Raw genomic sequence first — 20,489 nt, forward strand, 5'->3', positions numbered from 1 at the left:
GCCCTCGACCGCACTCAGCGTTCGCTTAGCCGCGAATAGACGCACGACGTGCGCGCTGGGAGGTTGGGATCTCAGGTGGCGACGGCGCTCCCCGGGGCTGCTGCGCCGAGATCCAGCAGGAGGTGCCGCACCCATGCCGGCTATCGAGTCCGACGGTCACAGTCCGGGCAATCCGCGCATCTACGAGCTGATCGAGAACGCGCCCCGCGAGGGCACCGGCGTCTCGCCGACGATCTTCGCGTACTCGCAGCTGGTCGACTTCTTCAAGATCGCCGGGCAGCCGGTGCAGGGCCCGTGGCCGCCGCACCAGCAGCCCCGGCCCGATCCCGCCGAGGCCGAGGCGGGGCCCGTCGCCGTGCCGGACCCGCAGTCCGAGTACGTCCCCCGCCGCAGGCTGTCCATCGACGGCCCGGACGGCGCCCCCACGAGCTAGGAGAGAGCCCGCATGTACCCCGGACGCTTCCGCTACGCGTCGCCCCGCGCGCTCGACGAGGCCGTCGAACTGCTCCAGAAGGCCGAGAGCGACGGCAAGGTGCTGGCCGGCGGCCAGAGCCTGATCCCCTTGCTCAAACTGCGGTTCGCGAGCCCCTCGATCCTCGTCGACATCAACAACCTGCCGGGCCTCGACCGCATCGAGGTCGAGGCGGACGGATCCTTCCGGATCGGTGCGCTCGCCCGGCACGGCATGCTCGAACGCTCCGCCGAAATCGGCAGGCGCCAGCCCACCGCGGCGGCGGCCGCGCCGTTGATCGCGGACCCGATCGTGCGCAGCCGCGGCACCCTGGTCGGCTCGGTGTGCCACGCCGACCCGCAGGGCGACTGGGCGGCGGTGATGATCGCGCTCGACGGCTCCGTCGTCGCGTACGGCCCCGAAGGCAGGCGCACGATCGCGGTCAAGGACTTCGTGACCGGGCCCTTCCAGAACGTGCTCTCCTACGACGAGATCGCGATCGAGGCGAGGATTCCCGCGCCGAAGGGGTCGGTCGCCGGCGGTTTCCTCAAACTGGAGCGCCGGGTCGGCGACTTCGCGACCGCGGGCGCCGCGGTCGGCCTGGAACTGGCCGGGGGCCGGGTGGTCCGGGCAGGCATCGCGCTCACCGGCGTCGGCAGCGCGACCATCAACGCCGAGGCCGCCGCGGGCGCGTTGCTCGACCGGCCGATCGGCGCCGACACCGTCGCCCGCGCCGCGGACCTCGCGGCCGAGGCCGCCAACCCGAAATCCGACCACCGGGGCAGCGCCGAGTACAAGCGGCACGTCGTGCACACCTTCGTCCGGCGGATCCTGGCCGGCATTGGCACCGATCAAGAAAGGGCGGCTGTCTAATGCTTTTGTCAAGCGGCAGGGGTGACTGTGGTGTGGTTGGCCTGGTACGGCTGGCGGGTGCGCAGGATCGCGTAGAGAACCGTCACGCGGCGGCGTGCGAGTGCGATGAGGGCTTGTTGGTGTCGTTTGCCTTCGGCTCGTTTGCGCGCGTAGAACGCCTTGCTGGCCGGGTCGGCTTGGATAGCGCAGAACGCGGAGTGGTAGAAGACGCGTTTGAGGTTCTTGCCGCCGCCGGTGGCTCTGCGCAGGTAGTGCATCTTCCCGGACTGTTGCAGCACAGGAGCCAGGCCCGAGGCGGCAGCGAGCGCGTCAGCGCCGGCGAATCGGGCCAGGTCGCCTGCTTCGGCCAGGAATTCGGCGGTGAGGGTGGCCCCCATTCCGGGCAGGCTCCGGACGAGGGCCGCGTCAGGGTGCTGGTCAAGAACCTCGGCGATCTCGGAATCCACGGCGGACAGACGAGCGCGCGTGGTGAGCGCATCGTTGGCCAGCTCGCGCACGAACTGCGCGGTGCGGGTTTCGCCGGGCACCCGCACGCGTTGGTGTCCGGCGGCCTCGAGCGCGGCAGCGGCAAGTCGGTCGGCGCGGTCGCTGCGGACCCCGTTGCGGTGCAGGTAGGCGGTGATCCGGGCTCGTCCGGCCCGGCGGATCTCGGCCGGTGTGGTGTAGCGCGTCAGCAGGCGCAGGTCCCCGAGGTTGGTCAGGTCCAGAGCTCGCTCCAGGCCGGGGAAGATGCCGGTCAGCATGTCGCGTGTCCGGTTGATGCGGCGGGTTTGCTCGGTCACCAGGTCGCTGCGGCGCGAGACCAGCAGGCGCAGGTCGAGGGTCAGCTCGTCGTCGCCGGTGACCGGCCGCCAGTCCTCGCGCAGCCGCAGCTGGTCGGCGATGACCCGGGCGTCGCGGGGGTCGGATTTGTGCTCGCCGCCGCGGGTGCCGTGGCGGGAGCGGTTCACGGTCAGGCCGGGCACGTGCACCAAGCGGTGTTCGGTGTCCAGCAGCATCGCGGTGACCAGGCCCGCGATTCCGCCCAGCACGTCGATGCCCACTGTCGCCGGACCGTGCTCGGCGGCGGCCTGGGCGAGCTCGGCAATGAACTCGCCGATGGCGTCGGGCGCATTGTCCACTCGCCGCGATACAAGCTCCCGCCCGGTTTCAGCCACAACGATTGCGGCCCAATGGAATTCCTTGGCGATGTCGATGCCCGCCACCAGCGTCACGGCTCCTCCGGTCCTTCAGCGAACGGCTTGGCGCGGCAACCTCATTCCGCCGTCAACGCCCTACATAGCGATGGTCCGCAGCGCCTAATCAGCGGTCAGAACAAGGTGGCGGGACCGGTGGCGGAGCCACCTGAGCCATCGGGGAGCAGCGTGATGAAAGCCATGCCGATCCCGCCCGCGCCCACCGATCATTCCGGACGACCGGCGGCACGTCATGAAGGTAGGGCGTGATGACCAGCCTGTTCGACGAAATCGCCGAGCCCGTTCCCGACGACGTCCCGGTCAACCGCGTCACGGTCACGGTCAACGGCAGGCGGCGCACGGCCGACATCGAGCCGAGGCTGCTGCTCGCCCACTTCCTGCGCCAGGGGCTCAAGCTCACCGGCACGCACACCGGGTGCGACACCACCAACTGCGGCGCGTGCACCGTGCTGCTGGACGGCAAGCCGGTCAAGAGCTGCACCGTCCTCGCCGTCCAGGCCGACGGGCGCGACGTGACCACCGTCGAGGGCATGGCGAAGGGCAGCGAACTCGACCCGGTGCAGGAGGGCTTCAAGGACGAGCACGCCCTGCAGTGCGGCTTCTGCACCCCCGGGATGATGCTGTCCGCCCGCGCCCTCCTCGACGAGAACCCGAACCCCACCGAGGACGAAGTGCGGTTCGCGCTCTCGGGCAACCTCTGCCGCTGCACCGGCTACCAGAACATCGTCAAAGCAGTGCTGTGGGCCGCCGCGAAGGAACGCGGCGACGACCCGCACAACGCCGTCGCGGACTACACCGCGGCACAGCAGAACGGAGCACACCGGTGACCCAGACGGCAGAACCACGGCCGACGGCGCCGCCGCCGCTGGACGAGATCAAGCTGGGCGGCCTCGGCGCCAGCCGCCGTCGCGTGGAGGACAACCGGTTCATCCGCGGCAAGGGCAACTACTTCGACGACGTCGTGCTGCCCGGCATGCTCCACATGGAGGTGCTGCGGAGCCCGATGGCGCACGCCCGGATCAAGTCGATCGACACCTCGAAGGCCTGGGAAATCCCCGGCGTGCGCCTGGTGCTGACCGGCGAGGCGCTGGCGACCCGCAACCTCGGGTGGATGCCCACCCTCAGCTACGACACGCAGGCGGTGCTCGCCACCGACAAGGTCCGGTTCCAGGGCCAGGAGGTCGCCGCGGTCGTCGCGGACGACCCGTACATCGCGAAGGACGCGGTCACCGCGATCCAGGTCGAGTACGAGCCCCTCCCGCCGGTCGTCAACCCGGAGCAGGCGCTGGCCGCCGACGCGCCGCTCATCCGCGACGACAAGCTCGGCCAGGAAGACAACGTCGTGTTCGACTGGGAGGTCGGCGACAAGGCGGGCACCGAGCGCGCCTTCGACGAGGCCGATGTCGTGTCCCGGGTCAAGCTGCACTACCCGCGTTCGCATCCCTCCCCGCTGGAGGCCTGCGGGGCGATCGCGGACTTCGACCGGTCGACCGGGAAGCTCACGGTCTACCTCACCACGCAGGCGCCGCACATCGTGCGCGCCGCCGTGGCGCTGATCGCCGAACTGCCCGAGCACCAGATCCGGATCATCTCGCCGGACCTCGGCGGCGGCTTCGGCAACAAGGTCCCGGTCTACCCGTCCTACGTCGTCGCGATCCTCGCCTCGATCCTCGCCGAGCGTCCGGTCAAATGGGTCGAGGACCGCACCGGCAACCTGATCTCGACCGGGTTCGGCCGGGACGTCTACCTCGACGGCCAGGTCGCGATGCGCAAGGACGGCAAGATCCTCGCGGTCAAGATGAACACCACCTCCGACCACGGGGCGTTCTTCGCCGACGCGCAGCCGAGCAAGTTCAAGATCGGGCTGATGCACTCGGCGTTCGCGGCCTACGACGTCCCGTATGCCCACCTCGCGGCGCGCGGCGTCTACACCACCAAGGCGCCCGGCGGCGTCGCCTACCGGTGCTCGTTCCGGGTCACCGAGGCGATGTTCTTCCAGGAGCGGATGGTCCAGGCCGCGGCCGAGGACGCGGGCATCGACCAGGCGGCGTTCCGCAGGCTCAACCTGGTCAAGGACGACGACTTCCCGCACCGCACGCCGTACGGCTTCCTGACCGACTCCGGCCAGTACGGCAAGGCGCTCGACCTGGCGCTCAAGGAGATCGACTACGAGGGCTTCCTCGTCGAACAGGCCGAGGCCCGCAAGCGGGGCAGGCTGCTCGGCATCGGGATCTCGACGATGACCGAGCCGCTCGGCGCGGGCAACAGCCGCGAGTACGACATCCTCGGCATCAAGATGTTCGACTCGGCCGAACTGCGGGTCCACATGACCGGCAAGGCGCTGCTGCGCACCGGCGCGAAGACCCAGGGCCAGGGCCACGAGACCACGTGGGCGCAGATCGTCGCCCACGAACTGGGCCTGCCCGCCGACGACATCGTCGTCGAGGAGGGCGACACCGACACCGCGCCGTTCGGCATGGGCACCTACGCGTCCCGGAGCACGCCGGTGGCCGGAGCCGCGATCGCGATGGCCGCGCGCAAGGTCAAGGCCAAGGCCCGCAAGATCGCCGCGCACCTGCTCGAAGTGTCCGAAGAGGACGTCGAATGGGAACTCGGCCGGTTCTACGTGCGCAGCCAGCCCTCGCGCGGAGTGACCATCCAGGAAGCGTGCCTGGCGGCGTACTCCAACATGCCCGACGGACTCGAACCCGGCCTGGAAGCGGTCTCCTACTACGACCCGCCGAACCTGACCTGGCCGTTCGCCGCGTACGTCTGCACGGTCGAGATCGACCCCGAGACCGGGGTGTGGGACGTGCTGCGGTTCGTCGCCGTCGACGACTGCGGCGTCCGGATCAACCCGCTCATCGTCGAGGGCCAGATCCAGGGCGGCCTGACCGAGGCCTACGCGATGGCGAGCATGCAGTTCATCACCTTCGACGCCGACGGCAACTGCGTCGGCTCGAACTTCATGGACTACCTGCTGCCCACCGCCTGGGAGACCCCGGGCTGGGAGCTGCACGAGGTCGTCACGCCCTCGCCGCACCATCCGATCGGCGCCAAGGGCGTCGGGGAGTGCGCCACCGTCGGCGGTCCCGCGGCCTTCGTCAACGCGGTGGTCAACGCGCTTTCGCACCTGGGTGTGCGCAACGTCGACATGCCGATGCTGCCGGACCGGGTCTACGAAGCCCTGTCCAAGGGCGTCGACGTGTCCGGCGCGCCGCCGGTGAAGACGGACTGAGAGGAGCCGCGCGATGCTCATCAACAAAGACGTCGTCGTGCCGCAGCCGATCGACAAGGTGTGGGCGTTCTTCAACGACATCCCGCAGGTCGCGGCGAGCCTGCCCGGAGCCGACCTGAACGAGGACCTCGGCGACGACCAGTACAAGGGCAAGGTCATGATCAGCATGGGCCCGGTCAAGCTGGCCTTCGGCGGCCTGGCCAAAGTGCTCGAACGCGACGACGCGGCGAAGAAGCTGGTCGTCGACGGCGCGGGCTCCGACGAGAAGGGCCGAGGGAACGCCTCGCTGATGCTCACCGCACAGCTGCTGTCGGTCGCGAAGGGCACCAAGGTGGATCTCTCGATCGACCTGACCTTGTCCGGCGCCGCGGCGCAGTACGGCCGCGGCATGGTTTCGGACGTGACGTCCGTCCTGATCGGACAGTTCGCCGACAACGCCCAGCGGCGGATCGAGGCGATCGAGCGCGGCGAGGACCTGTCCAAGCTCGAAGCCAAGTCGGCGAGCGGTCTCGCGATCGGCTTGCAGGCAGTGAAGCTCGCGTTGCTGCGCGTCTTCAGCCGCTTCTTCCTGCCCTACCAGCCCCAGCCGCGCTGAGGCTCCGCTCTCAATCGAAGGAGAACCCGATGCTGTGGTGGATCGGCAACGCGCTGTTGCTGGTGGCCGTGGTGCCCATCCTGGTCGCGTTGCTCAACCGCGTGCTGGCGGCGCTGGAGCGCATCCGCGGCGCGGCCGACGACATCCTCGCCGGCGGCGGTGCGCTCGCCGGAGAGCTGGACGGCGTGCCGGAACAGCTGGCGGTGACCGACCGGACGGTGCGCGAGGTCGCCGTCGGCGCCGCGCGGTACGGCGGCTCCGTCGCGAAGCTGCTGGGCTGAGGGGAGTACTGAGGATGCCTGCCGAAGCTTGGGTCACCCTGGTCCTCGCCGCGCTGATCATCGCGGCCGCCGCACTCGGCCTGACCCGCGTCATCTTCCACCTGAGGGCGACCGCCGCCACTCTCGACGGCGTCATCGACGGGGTCCGCGTGATCGCGGACCGCACCCGGCCGGTGCCCGCCGTCGTGCCGTCGGTCAACGCCAGCCTCAAGCCCGTCCGCGACTTCACCGAAACGATCTGAGGAGGCCTCCGATGAGCTCCACCGCCGGATGGACCCTCGGCTACGTGATCGCGATCGTCGTCGTTCTCGTCGTCGTCGCGCTCGTGGTGCCGATCCTGCTGCTGGCCCGCCGCATCGGCCGCCAGGCGGGCGACATCGACGACTCGCTCGCCGAGTCCGTCGCCAACACCGCCGCCCTGTCCGGGCTGCGCACCACCATCGACCACGCCGGGGTCATCGTCGCCGGCCTGCGGCGCGGACGCGAAAGGCTGGGTGGCTGACATGAGCCTCGCGCTCACCGAAACCGACGAAACCCTCTGGACCATCGCCAACATCGGCGGCATCGTGGTCGTGCTCGCGGTCGCCGGGCTGCTGACCGTCCTGGTCGTGCTGGTCGCCACCATCGAGAAACGCGTCACGAAGGTACGCGACAAGCTCAAGGCGGCCGCCGCCAACACCGAAGACACGGCCCTGATCGCCGAGACGGCGGCGGGGGTCGAGGCGGTGCTGGGCGAGGGCCTCAAGCACCACCTGTTCCTCGGCCGGGTCTACGAGAAGGTGAGGTCCTGAGCCATGGTCCTGACGAGCGTCCTCGTCATCGTCGCGCTGATCGCGGTGCTGGCCGGCTACTTGTTCGTGGTCGGCGGCCAGCTCACCCGGGTCGCGGCGCTGCTGGAGGAGTGCGCGGAGCTGGTGCGCGCGATCAAGGCGAACGCCGAGCCGATCCGGCCCGGTCTCGACCACATCAACCGCACCGGCGGAGTCGTCGCGGGCGCGCTGCCGCTGCTCTACGGGTTCGCCGAGGGCATCGTCACCGGCGTCTCGCCGCGGCGCGATCCCGACCCGGACGACCGCCTGCCCGCGCGTCCGGCTTCGGGCACTCGCCGCTCGCGTCTGCATGACGGCGTGGGCTACCGCCCCGAGGGCGTGCCCGCCGCCGCGGGCCACGGCCCGCCGCGCTCAGGCGCCTGACCACAGGCGCGCTCCTTTTCCGCAGCCGTCCGTGAGGGGAGCCCTGAATGAACTGGGCCCCGGAAGTTGGACTGGTTATGTAGAGGTTAGGCGGCGAGGGTCTGGGCTCGGTATTCGGCTGGGCTGAGGTCGCCGAGGGTGGTGGAGATGCGGGTGGTGTTGTACCAGTCGATGTAGTCGTGCAGTGCCGTGGTGAACGTGTCGACGGTGTCGAACGTGTTGTGGTGGAAGAGTTCTTCTTTGAGGTGGCCGAAGAAGTTCTCGGCGACGGCGTTGTCCAGGCAGGTGGCGCGGCGGGACATCGACTGGGTCAGGCCGGCGTCGGCGAGCAGGGTGCGCCAGGAGGCGTGCTGGTATTGGAAGCCCTGGATGCTCTCCTGTTTGTCAACCGTGGGGTGGCTGGCTCCTTCGCCTGTGATGGTGTGCCGGTGCTCGGCGCGGTCAAGGTCGTTCATCCGGTGGGGTGCTCCATCGTGACCGCGCCTGCGCTCCGGCGGTTGCGGCGGCGACGCGGAGGTGCCGGCAGAGTTTGGGGTCAGGTGGCCGTGTGGCGGCGGTAGGGGCGGCGGGCGATCCGTTGTTGGCCGGGGTTGAGGAGGTAGTAGACCTCGCGGGCGAGATAGCGCTTCAGGCAACGGATGATCTCGAGCTTCGAGTGGCCTTCGGCGGTCTTGCGCGCGAGGTAGGCCTGGGTTCTCGGGTCCAGGCGGATGCGGCTGACGACAGCCAGGTGCAGGGCGCGGTTGGCTTGCCTGTCCCCGCCGCGGTTGAGCCGGTGGCGCTGGGTCGTCCCGGATGACGCGGGCAGCGGCGCGACGCCGCAGAGCATCGCGAACCCTGCCTCCGACGTCATCCTGTCGGGGTTGTCGCCAGCGGTGACGAGCAGCTGTCCGGCGATCTCGACGCCGATGCCAAGCCGCGCGAGCAGCTGCGGCGCGAGTGCCTCGACCAGCGGGTTGATCAGGTCGTCGAGGTCGGCGATCTCGTCGGTCAGTTCGAGGTAGCGACGTGCCATCGACTTGAGCGCGACCCGGTAGGCGCCGATCGGGTCGGCGGCGTTCGACACGTCCGGACGCCAGGCGGCGACCACCCGGATCAGCTGCATGCGGGTGAGGTTGCGGATCTGGTCACGCACCTCGTCCGGTGCTGAGACGATCGTCATTCGCAGCAGTTGCAAGGCGTTTCGCCGCTCGCGGACCGCTTGGGCTCGTGCCGTCCGCAGGACCCGCAGCGCCTCGACGGCTCCGTCCTTGGACTTCGGGATCGCGGTCCGGCGGTTGTGCAGCGCCGCCCGGGCGGCGCTGATCGCGTCCAGGTCGTCGTCCTTGCCCCTGCGGCGGCGATCGGAGCGGTCCGGCCGGTCGACCTCGAGAACGGTCGCACCGGCCTTCGCCAGGTGCCGGGTCAGCCCGGCGCCGTAGGAGCCGGTCCCTTCGACGCCGATGCGGGCCAGCCGGCCGTGTTCGCCGATCCAGGCCGTCAGAGCCCGATAGCCAGCGCGGGTGGTGGAGAAACTGTGCGTGCCCAGTACTGTCCCGCCGTCGTCGACGACCGCCGCCACGTGCAGCTCCTTGTGCGTGTCCACGCCGGCGTACACGGTCTTCCCGGATGCTGCCGACTCCCGGGTCTGGCCCGTTCGCGCAGCATGCGCAATGCTGGTCATGTCGTCCTCTCCGATCCGCTCGATGGGCAGGGCGGCGCCGCGCATCGACCGAACCGGCGGACAAGACAGTGATGAGCGCCTGGTGGCGCAGGCTCTCCTTAGGTCACCCCGACGGCGAGGCGTAGCGCCTCGCCGGGCGCTCCCAGAGCAACCGACAGATCCGAGGAAAGACAACACTTCGTCGATCGGAGTGAGGGTCAGGAAGCTCTCGGAGCGCCCGGCACCAGCATCCTCCCGCGTCCGTCCCTCTCGCGGGCCGGGAAACCCGGGGCAACACCGGCAGAAACAGTCTCACTGTCGGAGTGCACCAGCGGGCGGGCTCCGGCGGGCAGGGTCGCGATCGCGGCGCGCAGCGAGGAGTTCGTCAGCTCCAGCGTCGGGGACGGGCCGCAGGCGTAGGCGACCACGGACCGGTCGAACAGGTCGATCACGGGCGAGAGGTAGAGCTTGCGGTCGCGGATGCGGAACTCGGTCACGTCGGTGACCCATGTGGTGTCCGGGGCGTCGGCGTTGAACTGGCGGTTGAGCAGGTTCGGCGCGGTCGTGCCGGGCCGCCCGGGCCAGGACCGGCACCGGCGCGGCCGCCGGACCTGGCAGGCCAGGCCGAGGGCGTTCATCAGCGTGCGCACGGTTTTCTTCGCCACCCGCCAGCCGTCGCGGGCCAGGACCGCGTGGATCCGCCGGTGCCCGTAGCGGCCGCGGGCGGCCTCGAACGCCTCGGCGATCGCGGCCTTGAGCCCGGCGTGCGGGTCGGGCCGGTCCAGGCGGGCCTGGTGGTAGAAGAACGTCGACCGGGCCAGGCCCGCGACCGCCAGCAGCACCGGCAGCGGATAGTCGGCCTTGAGGGCGGCGACGGCCTGGGTTTTCACCCTCGCCCCTGCTCCCTCAAGGCCCGCAATTTTTTTAGGTAGGCGTTCTCCGCCGACAGCCGCAGGTTCTCCGCCCGCAACCGCTCCAGCTCGCCGGGACCCGGCGAGTCCGCGACACCGGGCGGACGGCCTTTCGGCTTGGGCCGCAACGCGTCCTCGCCCTCGCGCCGATACGCCCGCGCCCAGTTCTCCACGAGTTTGGGCGAGGACAGGCCGTGCTCGCGCGCCAGCTCGGCCGCGGTCGCCTCGCCGCCGACATACCGGCGCACGACCTCCAGCTTGAACTCGAACCCGAACGACCGCCTGCCTGGCTTGTTCATCAGCGCTCCCGCGCTCCGCAGCCTCCAACGATCACGCAAGCGTCGCACGGCACCCGCCGACACCCCCAACCGGGACGCCACGGCCTTCGCGCCATACCCGTCCTCGAACAACGCAACAGCGGACGCCCGCTGCCACTCAGACAACGAACTGCGTGGATGCAACGAACCACTCCCCGGACAGCCGGAACTGGATTCCCAGTCCAACTCCCGGGGCGCAGTTCAGAAGGAATCAGATTCCTTCAGGGCTCCCCTCACGGACTTTCCGCGTGCGAAATGCGGGTGGGTCAGGGCTCGCGGCCGAGGCGGGGTGTGCGCCGCGATTGGTCTGGGGTGAGTCCTGTCGTGAGGGGGCCGGTGGTGTTCGGCGCGTCGTAATCGCCGATCCAGTGCCGCTCCCACGCCTGGTCGTACTGCTGTTCGTTGCAGCTGGGGCGGTAGACCGCGATCAGTTCCTGGGTGATCTGCTCCCGGTGCGCGGCGGTGCCGCCGGGCACCTCGAACGTGGCGATCTTGAGCCGGAACTTGGTGCCGGCGCGGGCGATCCAGCAGGGCGCGGCCGGATGCCGGAACGGGAAGCCCGCGGTCGTGAAGTCGTCGGTGTGCCCGACGTAGCAGACCGCGAGCCGCTCCGATCCGGGACGGCCCGGATCGGGGTAGAAGATCGCGTACACCCCGCTCGCGGAGGGCGGGGTCCATCCGGCGAGGACCCGGGGTCCTTCGAACGAGTAGCCGGCGAGCGTACCGAGACGGATCATCGGGGCCTGCTCACGCCTCGCGCTGCTCGTGGGCGAACAGCTCCTCCAGTTCGTCCTGTTCGGACATCGGAATCAAGCTCGACACCGGCCACGGGGGCAGGCCCGCCTCCCTGACCGCCTCGGCGAAAAGCTCCTTCGCCCGCTCTGCCGCCTCGTCGCGGCTGGGCGCCTCGACGAGGATCTGGACGCCGTAGGTCTGCTGGCCGATCCCGGAGGCGACCCCGTCGTGCCGCGCCACGGCGTCGGCCAGCGCCACGATCTCCTCGCGGCCCAACGGCCGATCGCCGTCGGCCTCGACGGTCACGCTCCAGCTCGGCATCTTCGTCTCCTCGCCTCATCGCAGCCGCGGCAGCACCGCGGCCAGTTTCTCCAGGCTGGCCAGGTCGTGCCCGGACAGCAGCTCGTCGATGTAGGGCGCCGCGACCATCATGCCGAGGCTGCTCGGCACCCAGTCTTCGCCGTGGTCGCCCTTGTGCGGGTTGAGCCACACGATCCGGTGACTCAACCGGGTCAGTTTCCGCAGCGCGCCGTCGAGGTGTTCGGGGGACCCGCGGTCGAGCCCGTCGGAACAGATCACCACGATCCCGCCCCGGCTCATCCCGCGCCGGCCCCAGTCGCGCACGAACGCGGCGAGCGAGTCGCCGATCCGGGTGCCGCCCTCCCAGTCGACGACCCGTTCGGCGGCGGCGCGGAGCGCGTCGTCCGGGCGGCGGCGGTCGAGCTGCCGGGTGATCCGGGTCAGCCGGGTGCCGAAGCAGAAGACCTCCACCTTGCGCGCGGAGCGGCTGGTGCCGTGGGCGAACTGCAGCAGCGCGCGGGAGTAGTCGGCCATCGACCCCGAGACGTCCAGGATCAGAATGAGCGGCCGGGCGCGCAGCCGCCGCGCGCGCCACGCGAGTTCGCCGGGCTCGCCGTGCCGGCGCACCGCCGACCGGACGACCCGCCGCAGGTCGGGGGTGCGCCCGGCGCGGGCCGGCCGGGTGCGGCGCGAGCGGCGGCGCGGGGGCACCAGGCGGATGCCTCGCATGATCCGGCGCAGCACCGCCAGCTCCTCCGGCGTGCAGTCGGCGAACGAGCGGTGCCGAGCCGTGGTCGCGGCCGAGGCCACCAGCCCCATCCGCGCCTGCCGCTCGTCCTCCGGGGTGCCTTCCGGGCCGTGCTCCGGGTCCGGCAGTTGCAGCGTCGCGTTCGCTTCCGCCCGCTGCTGCACCGAGAACGGCGGCGGGTCCTCGGGTTCGTCCGGCTCGTCGAGGAAGTAGCGCCGGAACGTGACGTCGTAGACCGGGAGGTGCTCGCGCCGGGTGACCAGGGTGGTGCGCCCGGCCCAGTAGAGGTCGACCAGGTCGGCCGGGTTGAGCAGGGCGCCCGCCGCGCCGTAGGTCATGATGTCGCCGGTGCCGACCGGCAGGCCCGCGCGGCGGAGTTCGCGGCCGAAGCCGACGAGCGTCCGCGTGAAGCCGGCGCCCGTCGCGGAACCGGCGTCCTCAGCCACCGACGACCCGCTCCAGCTGCGGGTAGACCAGGTCGAGGTCGTCGCGGTCCTTCACCACGGCGCCGAGGGTGTCCGCGGCGATCCCCGGATCGAGGTCGTGACCGCCTACTACCTCGACCGTGCGCGTCCAGTCGATGGACTCCGCGACGCCGGGCGGCTTGGCCAGGTCGAGTTCGCGAAGCCGGTTGACCGCGGCGACCACCTTGCGGGCGAGCACCTCGGGGACGCCGGGGGCGCGGGTCAGCACGATTTCCAGCTCGCGATCGGCGTCCGGGTAGCCCACCCAGTGGTAGAGGCAGCGTCGTTTGAGCGCGTCGTGCAGTTCCCTGGTGCGGTTGGAGGTCAGCACCACCAGCGGCGGGCTGTCCGCCCGGATCGTGCCGATCTCCGGGATGCTCACCTGGAAGTCGGAGAGGAGTTCGAGCAGGAACGCTTCGAACTCGTCGTCGGCGCGGTCGATCTCGTCGAGCAGGAGCACGGCCGAGCCGCCCGCGCGCACCGCCTCCAGCAGCGGCCGCTCAAGCAGGAACTCCGGGCCGTAGAGGTTCGCGACGGTTTCCTCCCCGCCCAGGTCGTTGCCCGTGAGGGCGCGGATCTGCAGCAGCTGGCGCGCGTAGTCCCACTCGTACAGCGCTTGGTGGACGTCGATGCCTTCGTAGCACTGCAGCCGGATCAGCTTCCGGCCGAGCACCGTCGCGAGCGCCTTGGCGATCTCCGTCTTGCCGACGCCCACTTCGCCTTCGAGCAGCAGCGGCCGGCCGAGCGACAGCGACACGTACGCGGCGGTGGACAGGCCGCGGTCGGCCAGGTAGCCGACGCCCTTCAGCCGCTCGGTCAACTCGGCGAGGCCGGTGACCGGGCCGGTCACCGGCGGCCCGCGACGATGTCGCCGATGGTGCCGTCGGAGGTGTTCAGCTTGCCGTCGCGGGTGAGCTGCTCGCGCCACGCGGTCCGCAGGTCGGTGCCCTGCCCGACCATCTCCTCGAAGCTGACGTCCTTCATGTTGCGGCACACCGTCGTGTTGCCGCACAGCTCGCCGACGTCGGAGGCGTTGTCGCGGTCGACCTGCCAGATCGAACGGAGCACGTCGGAGGCGGCGTCGCCCGGGGGCCGGGGGTCCGCGTCGTCGTTCATGTCGTTCCTCTCATCGGGCCCTTCACGGTAGGCCGGGGCGGGCGCCGGACGCCACGAGTGTTAAGCGACCCCTGAACTCACCTCGCGCAAGGGGCGTCCGGTCCGTCCCTCCCGAACGGCGAGCGCCTCCGCGAGCACCGCGATCGCGACCTCCGCCGGCCGGCTCGCGCCGATGTCGAGTCCGGCCGGGCCGTGGATCCGTTCGAGTCCCTCGACGCCGCGCGAGGTCAGCCAGTCCAGGCGCGCGTCGTTCATCGCGGGCGTGCCGAGCGCGCCGACGTATCCCGCGCCGCCGGAGAGGGCGGCGGCGAGCGCGTTGCCCGCCGCGCCGAGGTCGTGCATCCCGACCACGACCAGGTCGAGGGCACCGAGGCCGAGCAGGATCGGTGCCGCCTCGGCGGGGTTGGCGAACCGGAGCACCTGCCAGCCCAGCGGGCCCGCGGCCGATTCGAGCGCGTCGCCGATCGGCCCGCCGCCGACGACGGCCAGCCGGGGCACCGGCCACAGCACGGTGACGACCCGGTCCGCCGCCACCGCCGAGTCGGTGACGCCGCCCGAGAAGAGCCGGGCGGTCTCCTCGCCGAGCGAGGCCACCGAGGTGGAGTCGTAGGCCTCGACGCCGGTGACCCGGTCGCCGTCGAGGCGGACGACGAGACAGACGGCGTGGCCCGCCCACAGCTCGTCCCACGTGCCCTCGGGGAAGTCGGCCGCGGGCACGATCAGGCAGCGGGTGCGCGCACCGGCGGGCACCCCGGCGACGAGCGACCCCACTTCGTCCACGGCGACGTCCACGAGCCGCCGGGTGACGCCGCCGGCGACGAGCCCGGCCACCTGCTCGTCGAGGGCGCCGCCGAGCAGCCCGCCCATGCGGCCGCCGCCGGGGGTCAGCGCCAGCGCCTCGTCCGGACGCCGTCCCGCGATGCCGTCGGCGGACACGATCCACGCGACGTCGACGTGGGTGCCGGATCGGACACACGCCGCGACGCTCACCGAGATCTCGTACATGAGGGCAAGCTAAATCCGCTCTTTACGAGAGGCCAGTGCTTCTTAACCTTCCACTTATGAGCGTTCTGTCCACCGGCCTGCACCTGCTGTGGCCCACCCCCGTCGGCCTCTACCGCTACGACCGCGCCGGGGAGGTCAACCCGGCGCTGGTGAAGGAGTTCGCCCGGATCCGCTCCGAGCAGGAGCGAAGCCGCGGCGCGGAGCCCGGCGCGCCGTTCTTCGCCAGCGACGACGACCTCCTCGAACGGGTCGAGATGGACGGGTGGAAGCGCCTCGTCCAGTTCCTCGTGAACGGGATCGCCAAGACCGTCGAACAGGCCAACCTCGACTACTGGGCCGGGCAGGTGCAAAAGCTGACGGTGAACATCGAAGGCCTGTGGTTCCAGGCGGCGACCGGCGGGACCGCGCACGACATCCACACCCACGGCAATTGCTCGTGGTCCGGGGTCTACATCGTGCAGATCGACCCGCCGGAGGAGCGCGCGCAGCATCCGGTGTACGGCGAGGCGAACGGCGTCACGCGCCTGTACGGCCCGCACTTCGCCACGCTGGGCGGCGCCTTCGTCGACGTCGGCAACGCGTATCTCCAGCAGCCGCACCTCGACGTCGACCAGGTCGAGGGCCAGCTGCTGGTCTTCCCCTCGTGGCTGATGCACCAGGCGATGGCCTACAGCGGGACCAGGGACCGGGTGATCATCTCGTTCAACGCGAGCATCCACGGCTCCGGCGGCGACCAGCTCTTCGGCTACGGCGCCCGCTGAGGCCCGGCTTTTGCTGAACAAAAGCTCAAGCTTTCCGCGAAATCCTTGATAGACGTGTTGATTGTTCCCCCGTCATGCTGAGCCGGGTCAGCAGTTCCCGGCCAGACCGGAGGAGCAGTGGTGGATCGATGGGGAGCCGGCGTCATCCCGTACGCGGAGATGGGGTACTGGCAGCCGGACTACGAGCCGAAAGACACCGACGTACTGGCCGCCTTCCGGATCACCCCGCAGGACGGGGTGCCCGCGGAGGAGGCGGGGGCGGCGGTCGCGGGGGAGTCCTCGACCGCGACCTGGACGGTGGTGTGGACCGACCGGCTCACCGCCTACGAGCACTACCAGGCCAAGTGCTACCGGGTGGAGCCGGTGCCGAACACCCCCGGCCAGTACATCGCGCACATCGCCTACGACCTCGACCTGTTCGAGGAGGGGTCCATCGCGAACCTGACCTCCTCGATCATCGGGAACGTGTTCGGGTTCAAGGCGCTGAAAGCGCTGCGGCTGGAGGACATGCGGATCCCGACGCACTACGTGAAGACCTTCCAGGGACCGCCGCACGGGATCGTGACGGAGCGGGAGTACCTGGACAAGTACGGCCGCCCGCTGCTCGGCGCCACGACGAAACCGAAGCTCGGGCTCTCCGCGCGGAACTACGGCCGCGTGGTCTACGAGGCGCTGCGCGGCGGGCTGGACTTCACCAAGGACGACGAGAACATCAACTCCCAGCCGTTCATGCGCTGGCGTGACCGGTTCCTGTTCTGCATGGAGGGCGTCAACCGGGCACAGGCGGCCACCGGCGAGATCAAGGGCCATTACCTGAACGTCACCGCGGGCACGATGGAGCAGATGTACGAGCGCGCCGAGTTCGCCCGCGAGCTGGGCAGCGTCGTGGTGATGATCGACCTGACCGTCGGGTACACCGCCATCCAGTCGATGTCGGCGTGGGCGCGGAGGAACGGCGTGCTGCTGCACCTGCACCGCGCCGGGCACTCCACCTACACGCGGCAGAAGTCCCACGGCGTGAGCTTCCGGGTGATCGCCAAGTGGATGCGGCTGGCCGGGGTGGACCACATCCACGCGGGAACCGTGGTCGGCAAGCTGGAGGGCGACCCGCACACCACCGCCGGCTACTACGACACGCTGCGGCTCGACCACGTGCCCGCGGATCCGGTGAAGGGCCTGTACTTCGACCAGGACTGGGCTTCGCTCGCCCCGGTGCTGCCGGTCGCCTCCGGCGGGATCCACGCCGGGCAGATGCACCAGCTGCTGCACCTGCTCGGCGAGGACGTGGTGCTGCAGTTCGGCGGCGGCACCATCGGCCACCCGATGGGCATCGCGGCGGGAGCCACGGCGAACCGGGTCGCTCTCGAAGCGATGGTCAAGGCGCGCAACGAGGGCCGCGACTACCTCGCCGAGGGCAAGGACATCCTGCGGGCGGCCGCCAAGCGCAGCCGAGAGCTGGACGTGGCGCTCGCGACGTGGGGCGACATCACGTTCAACTACGAGTCCACCGACACCCCGGACGTCGTCGCGACGCCGAGCACCGTGTGAGGAGCCAGACATGCGCGTCACCCAGGGCACCTTCTCCTACCTGCCGGACCTGACCGACGAAGAGATCACCACCCAGGTCCAGTACGCGCTCGGCAACGGCTGGCCGATCTCGGTGGAGTTCACCGACGATCCGCACCCGCGCAACGTGTACTGGGAGATGTTCGGGCTGCCCATGTTCGACAACACCGACGCGGCGGCGATCATGCTGGAGATCGACGCCTGCCGCACCGCGTTCCCGAACCACTACGTCAAGGTCAACGCCTACGACGCCCGGCTCGGGCGGCAGACCACGGCGCTGTCGTTCCTCGTGCAGCGGCCTGCCGGCGAGCCCGGTTTCCGGCTGGACCGCCAGGAAACCGGCGACCGCCGCGTCCAGTACCGCACCCACGCCTACGCCGCCGACCGGCCGGTGGGCGAGCGGTACCGCCCAGCGGGGACATGAGCGAGCCGGGGCGGTCCGGTTTCGTCATGCACCGTCCGGGCTCGCCCGCGGCGACGGCGCAGGACGAGCCGCCTCCCGCCGAGGACGCCGAACTGCCCGGGGACGCTGTCGTCGACCTCGCCGAGGTGCGGTCGCGGGCCGGCGTCGGCGAGGTGCTCGCCGAACTCGACCGGGACCTCGTCGGGCTCGCCCCGGTCAAGCGGCGGGTCGAGGAGATCGCCGCGCTGCTGCTCGTGGACCGCACCCGGGAGCGGTTCGGGATCCGCGCCGCACGGCCGAATCTGCACATGTCGTTCACCGGGAATCCGGGCACCGGCAAGACCACGGTCGCGCTCCGCATGGCGGAACTGCTGAAGCGGCTGGGGTATCTCCGGCGCGGCCATCTCGTCGCGGTGACCCGGGACGACCTGGTCGGCCAGTACGTCGGCCACACCGCGCCGAAGACCGCGGAGGTCGTGAAGCGCGCGATGGGCGGGGTGTTGTTCGTCGACGAGGCGTACTACCTCTACCGCGCGGAGAACGAGCGGGACTACGGGCAGGAGGCCATCGAGATCCTGTTGCAGGTCATGGAGAACAACCGGGACGACCTGGTCGTGGTCTTCGCCGGCTACGCGGACCGGATGGACGATTTCTTCGCCTCCAACCCCGGTCTCAGCTCGCGGGTCGCGCACCACCTCGCGTTCCCGGACTACACCGTCGCGGAGCTGGAGCGGATCGGGCAGCTCATGGTCTCCGCGCTCGGCTACGAGCTGTCGGGCGCGGCCCGGACTGTCTTCCGCGAGTACCTGGAGCTGCGCGTGCGCCGGCCGCGGTTCGCGAACGCGCGCAGCGTGCGCAACGCCGTCGAGCGCGCACGGCTGCGGCAGGCGAACCGGCTCGTGCGGGAGGGCGCGGCCGACCGGGCGCGGCTCGTGCGCATCGAACCGGAGGATTTCCTCGCCAGCACCGTATTCGCGGACCGGATGTCCACAGTGGAGGGAACTGGATGAACTCGCTCGTCGAGACAGCCGCGGTGCTGGTCGCCGCGGGAAAGGGCGTGCTCGCCGCGGACGAGAGCGTCGCCACGATGTCCGCGCGGCTGGAGAAGGCCGGGGTCGCGCCGACCGAGGAGAACCGCAGGGACTACCGGGAACTCCTCGTCAGCACGCCGGAGCTGGCTGCCGGTGTCAGCGGCGTCATCCTGTGCGAGGAGACACTGCGGCAGCGCCTCGCCGACGGCAGGCCGTTCCCCGCGGCCGTCGCCGATTTCGGCATGCTGACCGGCATCAAGGTCGACACCGGCGCGAAACCATTGCCCGGCAACGAAAGCGAGACGGTCACCGAAGGGCTCGACGGGCTGTTCCCTCGCCTGCGGGAGTACGTCGCGCTGGGCGCGCGGTTCGCCAAGTGGCGGGGCGTGTACGTGATCGACGACCAGTGCCCGTCCCGTGCCGCCGTGCACGCCAACGCGCACGCGCTCGCCAGGTACGCGAGTGCCTGCCAGTACGCCGGGCTGGTTCCGATCGTGGAGCCCGAGGTGCTGATGGACGGCACGCACTCGCTGGCGCGGTGTGCCGAGGTGACGACTCGCGTGCTGGGCGCGGTCGCGGGCGAACTGGCCGCGTTCGGCGTGGATCCCGCCGCGATGGTGCTGAAGCCGAACATGGTCGTGCCGGGCGCGTCCTGCCCCGAGCAGGCCGCGCCGGGCGAGATCGCCGAGGCGACGGCAGCGGTGCTGAGGCAGACCATGCCGGACGACCTTGCCGGGGTCGCGTTCCTCTCCGGCGGGCAGAGCCCGGAGCAGGCGACCGCGAACCTCGCCGCGCTGCAGGAGATCGACGCGCCGTGGCCGCTGACTTTCTCCTTCGGCCGCGCACTGGTCCAGCCGGCGTTGGCCGCGTGGCGCGGCGATCCCGGCCGTGTCCACGAAGGACAGCGCGCGCTCTCGCAGCGGGTGCGGGCGAACTCCGCCGTGCTCGGCGAAACAGCCGCCGTGGCGCCGTGATGACCACGCGCATCGTGCCATCGGTGCTGCCGGCGGACTTCTCCCGGCTGGGCGAGGAGGTCCGGCTGCTGGAGAAGGCGGGCGTGGACCGCATCCAGTGGGACGTGATGGACGGCCGGTTCGTGCCGAACCTGACGATGGGGCCGGACGTCATCGCGTCCGTCCGGCCGCTGGTGACCCTCCCGTTCGAGGCGCATCTGATGGTGGCCGATCCGGACCGGCTGCTGCCGCGGTGGCTCGACGCGGGCTGCGGCATGGTCATCGTGCACGCCGAAGCCGCCGGGCACCTGCATCGCACGCTCGGCGACATCCGCGAACGCGGCGGGAGCGCCGGGGTCGCGCTGAACCCGGCGACTCCGCCGTCGGCCGTCGAGCACGTGCTGGACCTCGTCGACCTGGTCCTGGTGATGACGGTGAACCCGGGCTTCGGCGGCCAGCGCTACCTGCCGTCGATGGCGGCGAAGATCCGGCGGGTGCGCGAGCTGGTGGACGCCACCGGCCGGGACATCGAGGTCGACGGCGGGATCTCCCCGGACACCATCGGATCCGCGAGCGCGGCGGGGGCGCGCACCTTCTGCGCGGGCTCCGCCCTGTTCGCCGACCGGGACGCGATCGGCGAACGCGTCGCCGAGTTGCGCCGCCTCGCCGCGGAAGCCCGCCGCTGAACCCGTCCGGTGCCCCATACTGCC

Annotated in this window: 27 protein-coding genes and 1 pseudogene; 16 read left to right on the forward strand and 12 right to left on the reverse strand. The window is 70.8% G+C overall.

Going from position 1 to position 20,489, the window contains the following annotated elements; translation table 11 throughout:
* Nucleotides 1-133: 133 nt before the first annotated feature.
* Nucleotides 134-433: a hypothetical protein gene (locus ATK30_RS32430; protein WP_043833798.1), complete on the forward strand. Its 300-nt coding sequence runs from the start codon at nucleotides 134-136 to the stop codon at nucleotides 431-433.
* A 12-nt stretch (nucleotides 434-445) separates the two neighbouring features.
* Nucleotides 446-1,324, forward strand: coding sequence for an FAD binding domain-containing protein (locus tag ATK30_RS32435; protein ID WP_101438640.1), 879 nt, complete (start codon nucleotides 446-448; stop codon nucleotides 1,322-1,324).
* Between the two features lie 8 nt (nucleotides 1,325-1,332).
* Here the strand turns inward: ATK30_RS32435 and ATK30_RS32440 are convergent, their stop codons facing one another.
* Nucleotides 1,333-2,538 carry an IS110 family RNA-guided transposase gene (locus ATK30_RS32440; RefSeq protein ID WP_037366834.1) on the reverse strand — a complete coding sequence of 402 codons (1,206 nt, stop codon included), beginning with the start codon at nucleotides 2,536-2,538 and terminating at the stop codon, nucleotides 1,333-1,335.
* 230 nt (nucleotides 2,539-2,768) lie between these two features.
* Between ATK30_RS32440 and ATK30_RS32445 the strand changes: the two genes are divergently transcribed.
* From ATK30_RS32445 to ATK30_RS32480, 8 genes are read left to right on the forward strand one after another with little or no spacing between them, the layout of a single operon-like run.
* Complete coding sequence (locus ATK30_RS32445; RefSeq protein ID WP_043833794.1) at nucleotides 2,769-3,347, forward strand: (2Fe-2S)-binding protein; 579 nt, start codon at nucleotides 2,769-2,771, stop codon at nucleotides 3,345-3,347.
* A complete protein-coding gene (locus ATK30_RS32450) occupies nucleotides 3,344-5,758 on the forward strand; it encodes an aerobic carbon-monoxide dehydrogenase large subunit (RefSeq protein WP_081684914.1) in 2,415 nt (804 codons plus the stop codon). The genes ATK30_RS32445 and ATK30_RS32450 overlap by 4 nt, the downstream gene beginning before the upstream one ends.
* 13 nt (nucleotides 5,759-5,771) lie before the next feature.
* Nucleotides 5,772-6,353: an SRPBCC family protein gene (locus ATK30_RS32455; RefSeq protein ID WP_043833792.1), complete on the forward strand. Its 582-nt coding sequence runs from the start codon at nucleotides 5,772-5,774 to the stop codon at nucleotides 6,351-6,353.
* Nucleotides 6,354-6,382: 29 nt separating this feature from the next.
* Entirely contained in the window at nucleotides 6,383-6,634 is a 252-nt protein-coding gene (locus tag ATK30_RS32460; protein ID WP_043833791.1) for a hypothetical protein, read from the forward strand.
* Between the two features lie 14 nt (nucleotides 6,635-6,648).
* Nucleotides 6,649-6,876 carry a hypothetical protein gene (locus ATK30_RS32465; RefSeq protein ID WP_043833789.1) on the forward strand — a complete coding sequence of 76 codons (228 nt, stop codon included), beginning with the start codon at nucleotides 6,649-6,651 and terminating at the stop codon, nucleotides 6,874-6,876.
* An 11-nt stretch (nucleotides 6,877-6,887) separates the two neighbouring features.
* A complete protein-coding gene (locus ATK30_RS32470) occupies nucleotides 6,888-7,136 on the forward strand; it encodes a hypothetical protein (protein WP_043833788.1) in 249 nt (82 codons plus the stop codon).
* Between the two features lies 1 nt (nucleotide 7,137).
* The gene (locus ATK30_RS32475; RefSeq protein WP_043833786.1) at nucleotides 7,138-7,425 is read left to right on the forward strand and encodes a hypothetical protein; all 288 of its coding nucleotides are present in this window, start codon (nucleotides 7,138-7,140) and stop codon (nucleotides 7,423-7,425) included.
* A gap of 3 nt (nucleotides 7,426-7,428) precedes the next feature.
* Nucleotides 7,429-7,827: a hypothetical protein gene (locus ATK30_RS32480; RefSeq protein WP_051172424.1), complete on the forward strand. Its 399-nt coding sequence runs from the start codon at nucleotides 7,429-7,431 to the stop codon at nucleotides 7,825-7,827.
* 86 nt (nucleotides 7,828-7,913) lie between these two features.
* Here the strand turns inward: ATK30_RS32480 and ATK30_RS32485 are convergent, their stop codons facing one another.
* The 11 genes and pseudogenes from ATK30_RS32485 to ATK30_RS32530 all read right to left on the reverse strand — a co-directional run bounded on the left by ATK30_RS32485 (nucleotide 7,914) and on the right by ATK30_RS32530 (nucleotide 15,065).
* Nucleotides 7,914-8,282: an IS3 family transposase gene (locus tag ATK30_RS32485; RefSeq protein ID WP_244194767.1), complete on the reverse strand. Its 369-nt coding sequence runs from the start codon at nucleotides 8,280-8,282 to the stop codon at nucleotides 7,914-7,916.
* Between the two features lie 80 nt (nucleotides 8,283-8,362).
* Complete coding sequence (locus ATK30_RS32490) at nucleotides 8,363-9,490, reverse strand: IS110 family RNA-guided transposase (RefSeq protein ID WP_244194795.1); 1,128 nt, start codon at nucleotides 9,488-9,490, stop codon at nucleotides 8,363-8,365.
* 197 nt (nucleotides 9,491-9,687) lie between these two features.
* The gene (locus ATK30_RS46505; RefSeq protein WP_244194796.1) at nucleotides 9,688-10,359 is read right to left on the reverse strand and encodes an IS3 family transposase; all 672 of its coding nucleotides are present in this window, start codon (nucleotides 10,357-10,359) and stop codon (nucleotides 9,688-9,690) included.
* Entirely contained in the window at nucleotides 10,356-10,679 is a 324-nt protein-coding gene (locus tag ATK30_RS46510; protein WP_101438641.1) for a helix-turn-helix domain-containing protein, read from the reverse strand. The genes ATK30_RS46505 and ATK30_RS46510 overlap by 4 nt, the downstream gene beginning before the upstream one ends.
* A gap of 33 nt (nucleotides 10,680-10,712) precedes the next feature.
* Nucleotides 10,713-10,883: pseudogene (locus ATK30_RS47340) on the reverse strand (helix-turn-helix domain-containing protein); the annotation flags it as partial.
* An 80-nt stretch (nucleotides 10,884-10,963) separates the two neighbouring features.
* Entirely contained in the window at nucleotides 10,964-11,434 is a 471-nt protein-coding gene (locus tag ATK30_RS32505; RefSeq protein ID WP_051172422.1) for a hypothetical protein, read from the reverse strand.
* Nucleotides 11,435-11,444: 10 nt separating this feature from the next.
* Nucleotides 11,445-11,753 carry a hypothetical protein gene (locus tag ATK30_RS32510; protein ID WP_043833785.1) on the reverse strand — a complete coding sequence of 103 codons (309 nt, stop codon included), beginning with the start codon at nucleotides 11,751-11,753 and terminating at the stop codon, nucleotides 11,445-11,447.
* Between the two features lie 15 nt (nucleotides 11,754-11,768).
* Nucleotides 11,769-12,926, reverse strand: coding sequence for a vWA domain-containing protein (locus ATK30_RS32515; protein WP_244194797.1), 1,158 nt, complete (start codon nucleotides 12,924-12,926; stop codon nucleotides 11,769-11,771).
* Complete coding sequence (locus ATK30_RS32520; RefSeq protein WP_043840318.1) at nucleotides 12,919-13,794, reverse strand: AAA family ATPase; 876 nt, start codon at nucleotides 13,792-13,794, stop codon at nucleotides 12,919-12,921. The genes ATK30_RS32515 and ATK30_RS32520 overlap by 8 nt, the downstream gene beginning before the upstream one ends.
* Entirely contained in the window at nucleotides 13,791-14,060 is a 270-nt protein-coding gene (locus ATK30_RS32525; RefSeq protein ID WP_043840315.1) for a hypothetical protein, read from the reverse strand. Before ATK30_RS32525 ends, ATK30_RS32520 begins: the two co-directional genes overlap by 4 nt.
* Before the next feature lie 60 nt (nucleotides 14,061-14,120).
* Nucleotides 14,121-15,065 (reverse strand): XdhC family protein, encoded by a 945-nt coding sequence (locus tag ATK30_RS32530; protein WP_051173301.1) that lies wholly within the window; start codon nucleotides 15,063-15,065, stop codon nucleotides 14,121-14,123.
* 56 nt (nucleotides 15,066-15,121) lie between these two features.
* On the opposite strand from ATK30_RS32530, the gene ATK30_RS32535 reads away from it, so the two are divergent.
* From ATK30_RS32535 to rpe, 6 genes are all read left to right on the forward strand, one after another.
* The gene (locus tag ATK30_RS32535) at nucleotides 15,122-15,826 is read left to right on the forward strand and encodes a putative 2OG-Fe(II) oxygenase (protein ID WP_043840312.1); all 705 of its coding nucleotides are present in this window, start codon (nucleotides 15,122-15,124) and stop codon (nucleotides 15,824-15,826) included.
* A 120-nt stretch (nucleotides 15,827-15,946) separates the two neighbouring features.
* On the forward strand, nucleotides 15,947-17,374 hold the full coding sequence (locus ATK30_RS32540) for a form I ribulose bisphosphate carboxylase large subunit (RefSeq protein ID WP_232791568.1): 1,428 nt from the start codon (nucleotides 15,947-15,949) through the stop codon (nucleotides 17,372-17,374).
* Between the two features lie 10 nt (nucleotides 17,375-17,384).
* Entirely contained in the window at nucleotides 17,385-17,816 is a 432-nt protein-coding gene (locus tag ATK30_RS32545; protein WP_043840309.1) for a ribulose bisphosphate carboxylase small subunit, read from the forward strand.
* Nucleotides 17,813-18,805 carry a CbbX protein gene (gene cbbX / locus ATK30_RS32550; RefSeq protein WP_043840307.1) on the forward strand — a complete coding sequence of 331 codons (993 nt, stop codon included), beginning with the start codon at nucleotides 17,813-17,815 and terminating at the stop codon, nucleotides 18,803-18,805. Before ATK30_RS32545 ends, cbbX begins: the two co-directional genes overlap by 4 nt.
* Nucleotides 18,802-19,800 carry a class I fructose-bisphosphate aldolase gene (locus ATK30_RS32555; RefSeq protein WP_043840304.1) on the forward strand — a complete coding sequence of 333 codons (999 nt, stop codon included), beginning with the start codon at nucleotides 18,802-18,804 and terminating at the stop codon, nucleotides 19,798-19,800. The genes cbbX and ATK30_RS32555 overlap by 4 nt, the downstream gene beginning before the upstream one ends.
* Nucleotides 19,800-20,465: a ribulose-phosphate 3-epimerase gene (gene rpe, locus ATK30_RS32560; RefSeq protein WP_101438642.1), complete on the forward strand. Its 666-nt coding sequence runs from the start codon at nucleotides 19,800-19,802 to the stop codon at nucleotides 20,463-20,465. Before ATK30_RS32555 ends, rpe begins: the two co-directional genes overlap by 1 nt.
* Nucleotides 20,466-20,489: the final 24 nt, after the last annotated feature.

This window comes from Amycolatopsis echigonensis (assembly GCF_002846615.1).
In the GTDB taxonomy this organism is placed as follows: Bacteria; Actinomycetota; Actinomycetes; order Mycobacteriales; family Pseudonocardiaceae; genus Amycolatopsis; species Amycolatopsis echigonensis.

Bases quoted from the DNA above. Each gene is read 5' to 3' on its own strand.
- ATK30_RS32435 (WP_101438640.1), top strand. From the start codon at position 446: ATGTACCCCGGACGCTTCCGCTACGCGTCGCCCCGCGCGCTCGACGAG.
- cbbX (WP_043840307.1), top strand. From the start codon at position 17,813: ATGAGCGAGCCGGGGCGGTCCGGTTTCGTCATGCACCGTCCGGGCTCG.
- ATK30_RS46510 (WP_101438641.1), bottom strand. From the start codon at position 10,679: ATGAACAAGCCAGGCAGGCGGTCGTTCGGGTTCGAGTTCAAGCTGGAG.
- ATK30_RS32525 (WP_043840315.1), bottom strand. From the start codon at position 14,060: ATGAACGACGACGCGGACCCCCGGCCCCCGGGCGACGCCGCCTCCGAC.
- ATK30_RS32510 (WP_043833785.1), bottom strand. From the start codon at position 11,753: ATGCCGAGCTGGAGCGTGACCGTCGAGGCCGACGGCGATCGGCCGTTG.
- ATK30_RS32535 (WP_043840312.1), top strand. From the start codon at position 15,122: ATGAGCGTTCTGTCCACCGGCCTGCACCTGCTGTGGCCCACCCCCGTC.
- ATK30_RS32430 (WP_043833798.1), top strand. From the start codon at position 134: ATGCCGGCTATCGAGTCCGACGGTCACAGTCCGGGCAATCCGCGCATC.
- ATK30_RS32555 (WP_043840304.1), top strand. From the start codon at position 18,802: ATGAACTCGCTCGTCGAGACAGCCGCGGTGCTGGTCGCCGCGGGAAAG.
- ATK30_RS32445 (WP_043833794.1), top strand. From the start codon at position 2,769: ATGACCAGCCTGTTCGACGAAATCGCCGAGCCCGTTCCCGACGACGTC.
- ATK30_RS32475 (WP_043833786.1), top strand. From the start codon at position 7,138: ATGAGCCTCGCGCTCACCGAAACCGACGAAACCCTCTGGACCATCGCC.
- ATK30_RS32545 (WP_043840309.1), top strand. From the start codon at position 17,385: ATGCGCGTCACCCAGGGCACCTTCTCCTACCTGCCGGACCTGACCGAC.
- ATK30_RS32455 (WP_043833792.1), top strand. From the start codon at position 5,772: ATGCTCATCAACAAAGACGTCGTCGTGCCGCAGCCGATCGACAAGGTG.
- ATK30_RS32490 (WP_244194795.1), bottom strand. From the start codon at position 9,490: ATGACCAGCATTGCGCATGCTGCGCGAACGGGCCAGACCCGGGAGTCG.
- ATK30_RS32480 (WP_051172424.1), top strand. From the start codon at position 7,429: ATGGTCCTGACGAGCGTCCTCGTCATCGTCGCGCTGATCGCGGTGCTG.
- rpe (WP_101438642.1), top strand. From the start codon at position 19,800: ATGACCACGCGCATCGTGCCATCGGTGCTGCCGGCGGACTTCTCCCGG.
- ATK30_RS32465 (WP_043833789.1), top strand. From the start codon at position 6,649: ATGCCTGCCGAAGCTTGGGTCACCCTGGTCCTCGCCGCGCTGATCATC.
- ATK30_RS32470 (WP_043833788.1), top strand. From the start codon at position 6,888: ATGAGCTCCACCGCCGGATGGACCCTCGGCTACGTGATCGCGATCGTC.
- ATK30_RS32505 (WP_051172422.1), bottom strand. From the start codon at position 11,434: ATGATCCGTCTCGGTACGCTCGCCGGCTACTCGTTCGAAGGACCCCGG.
- ATK30_RS32485 (WP_244194767.1), bottom strand. From the start codon at position 8,282: ATGAACGACCTTGACCGCGCCGAGCACCGGCACACCATCACAGGCGAA.
- ATK30_RS32530 (WP_051173301.1), bottom strand. From the start codon at position 15,065: ATGTACGAGATCTCGGTGAGCGTCGCGGCGTGTGTCCGATCCGGCACC.
- ATK30_RS32460 (WP_043833791.1), top strand. From the start codon at position 6,383: ATGCTGTGGTGGATCGGCAACGCGCTGTTGCTGGTGGCCGTGGTGCCC.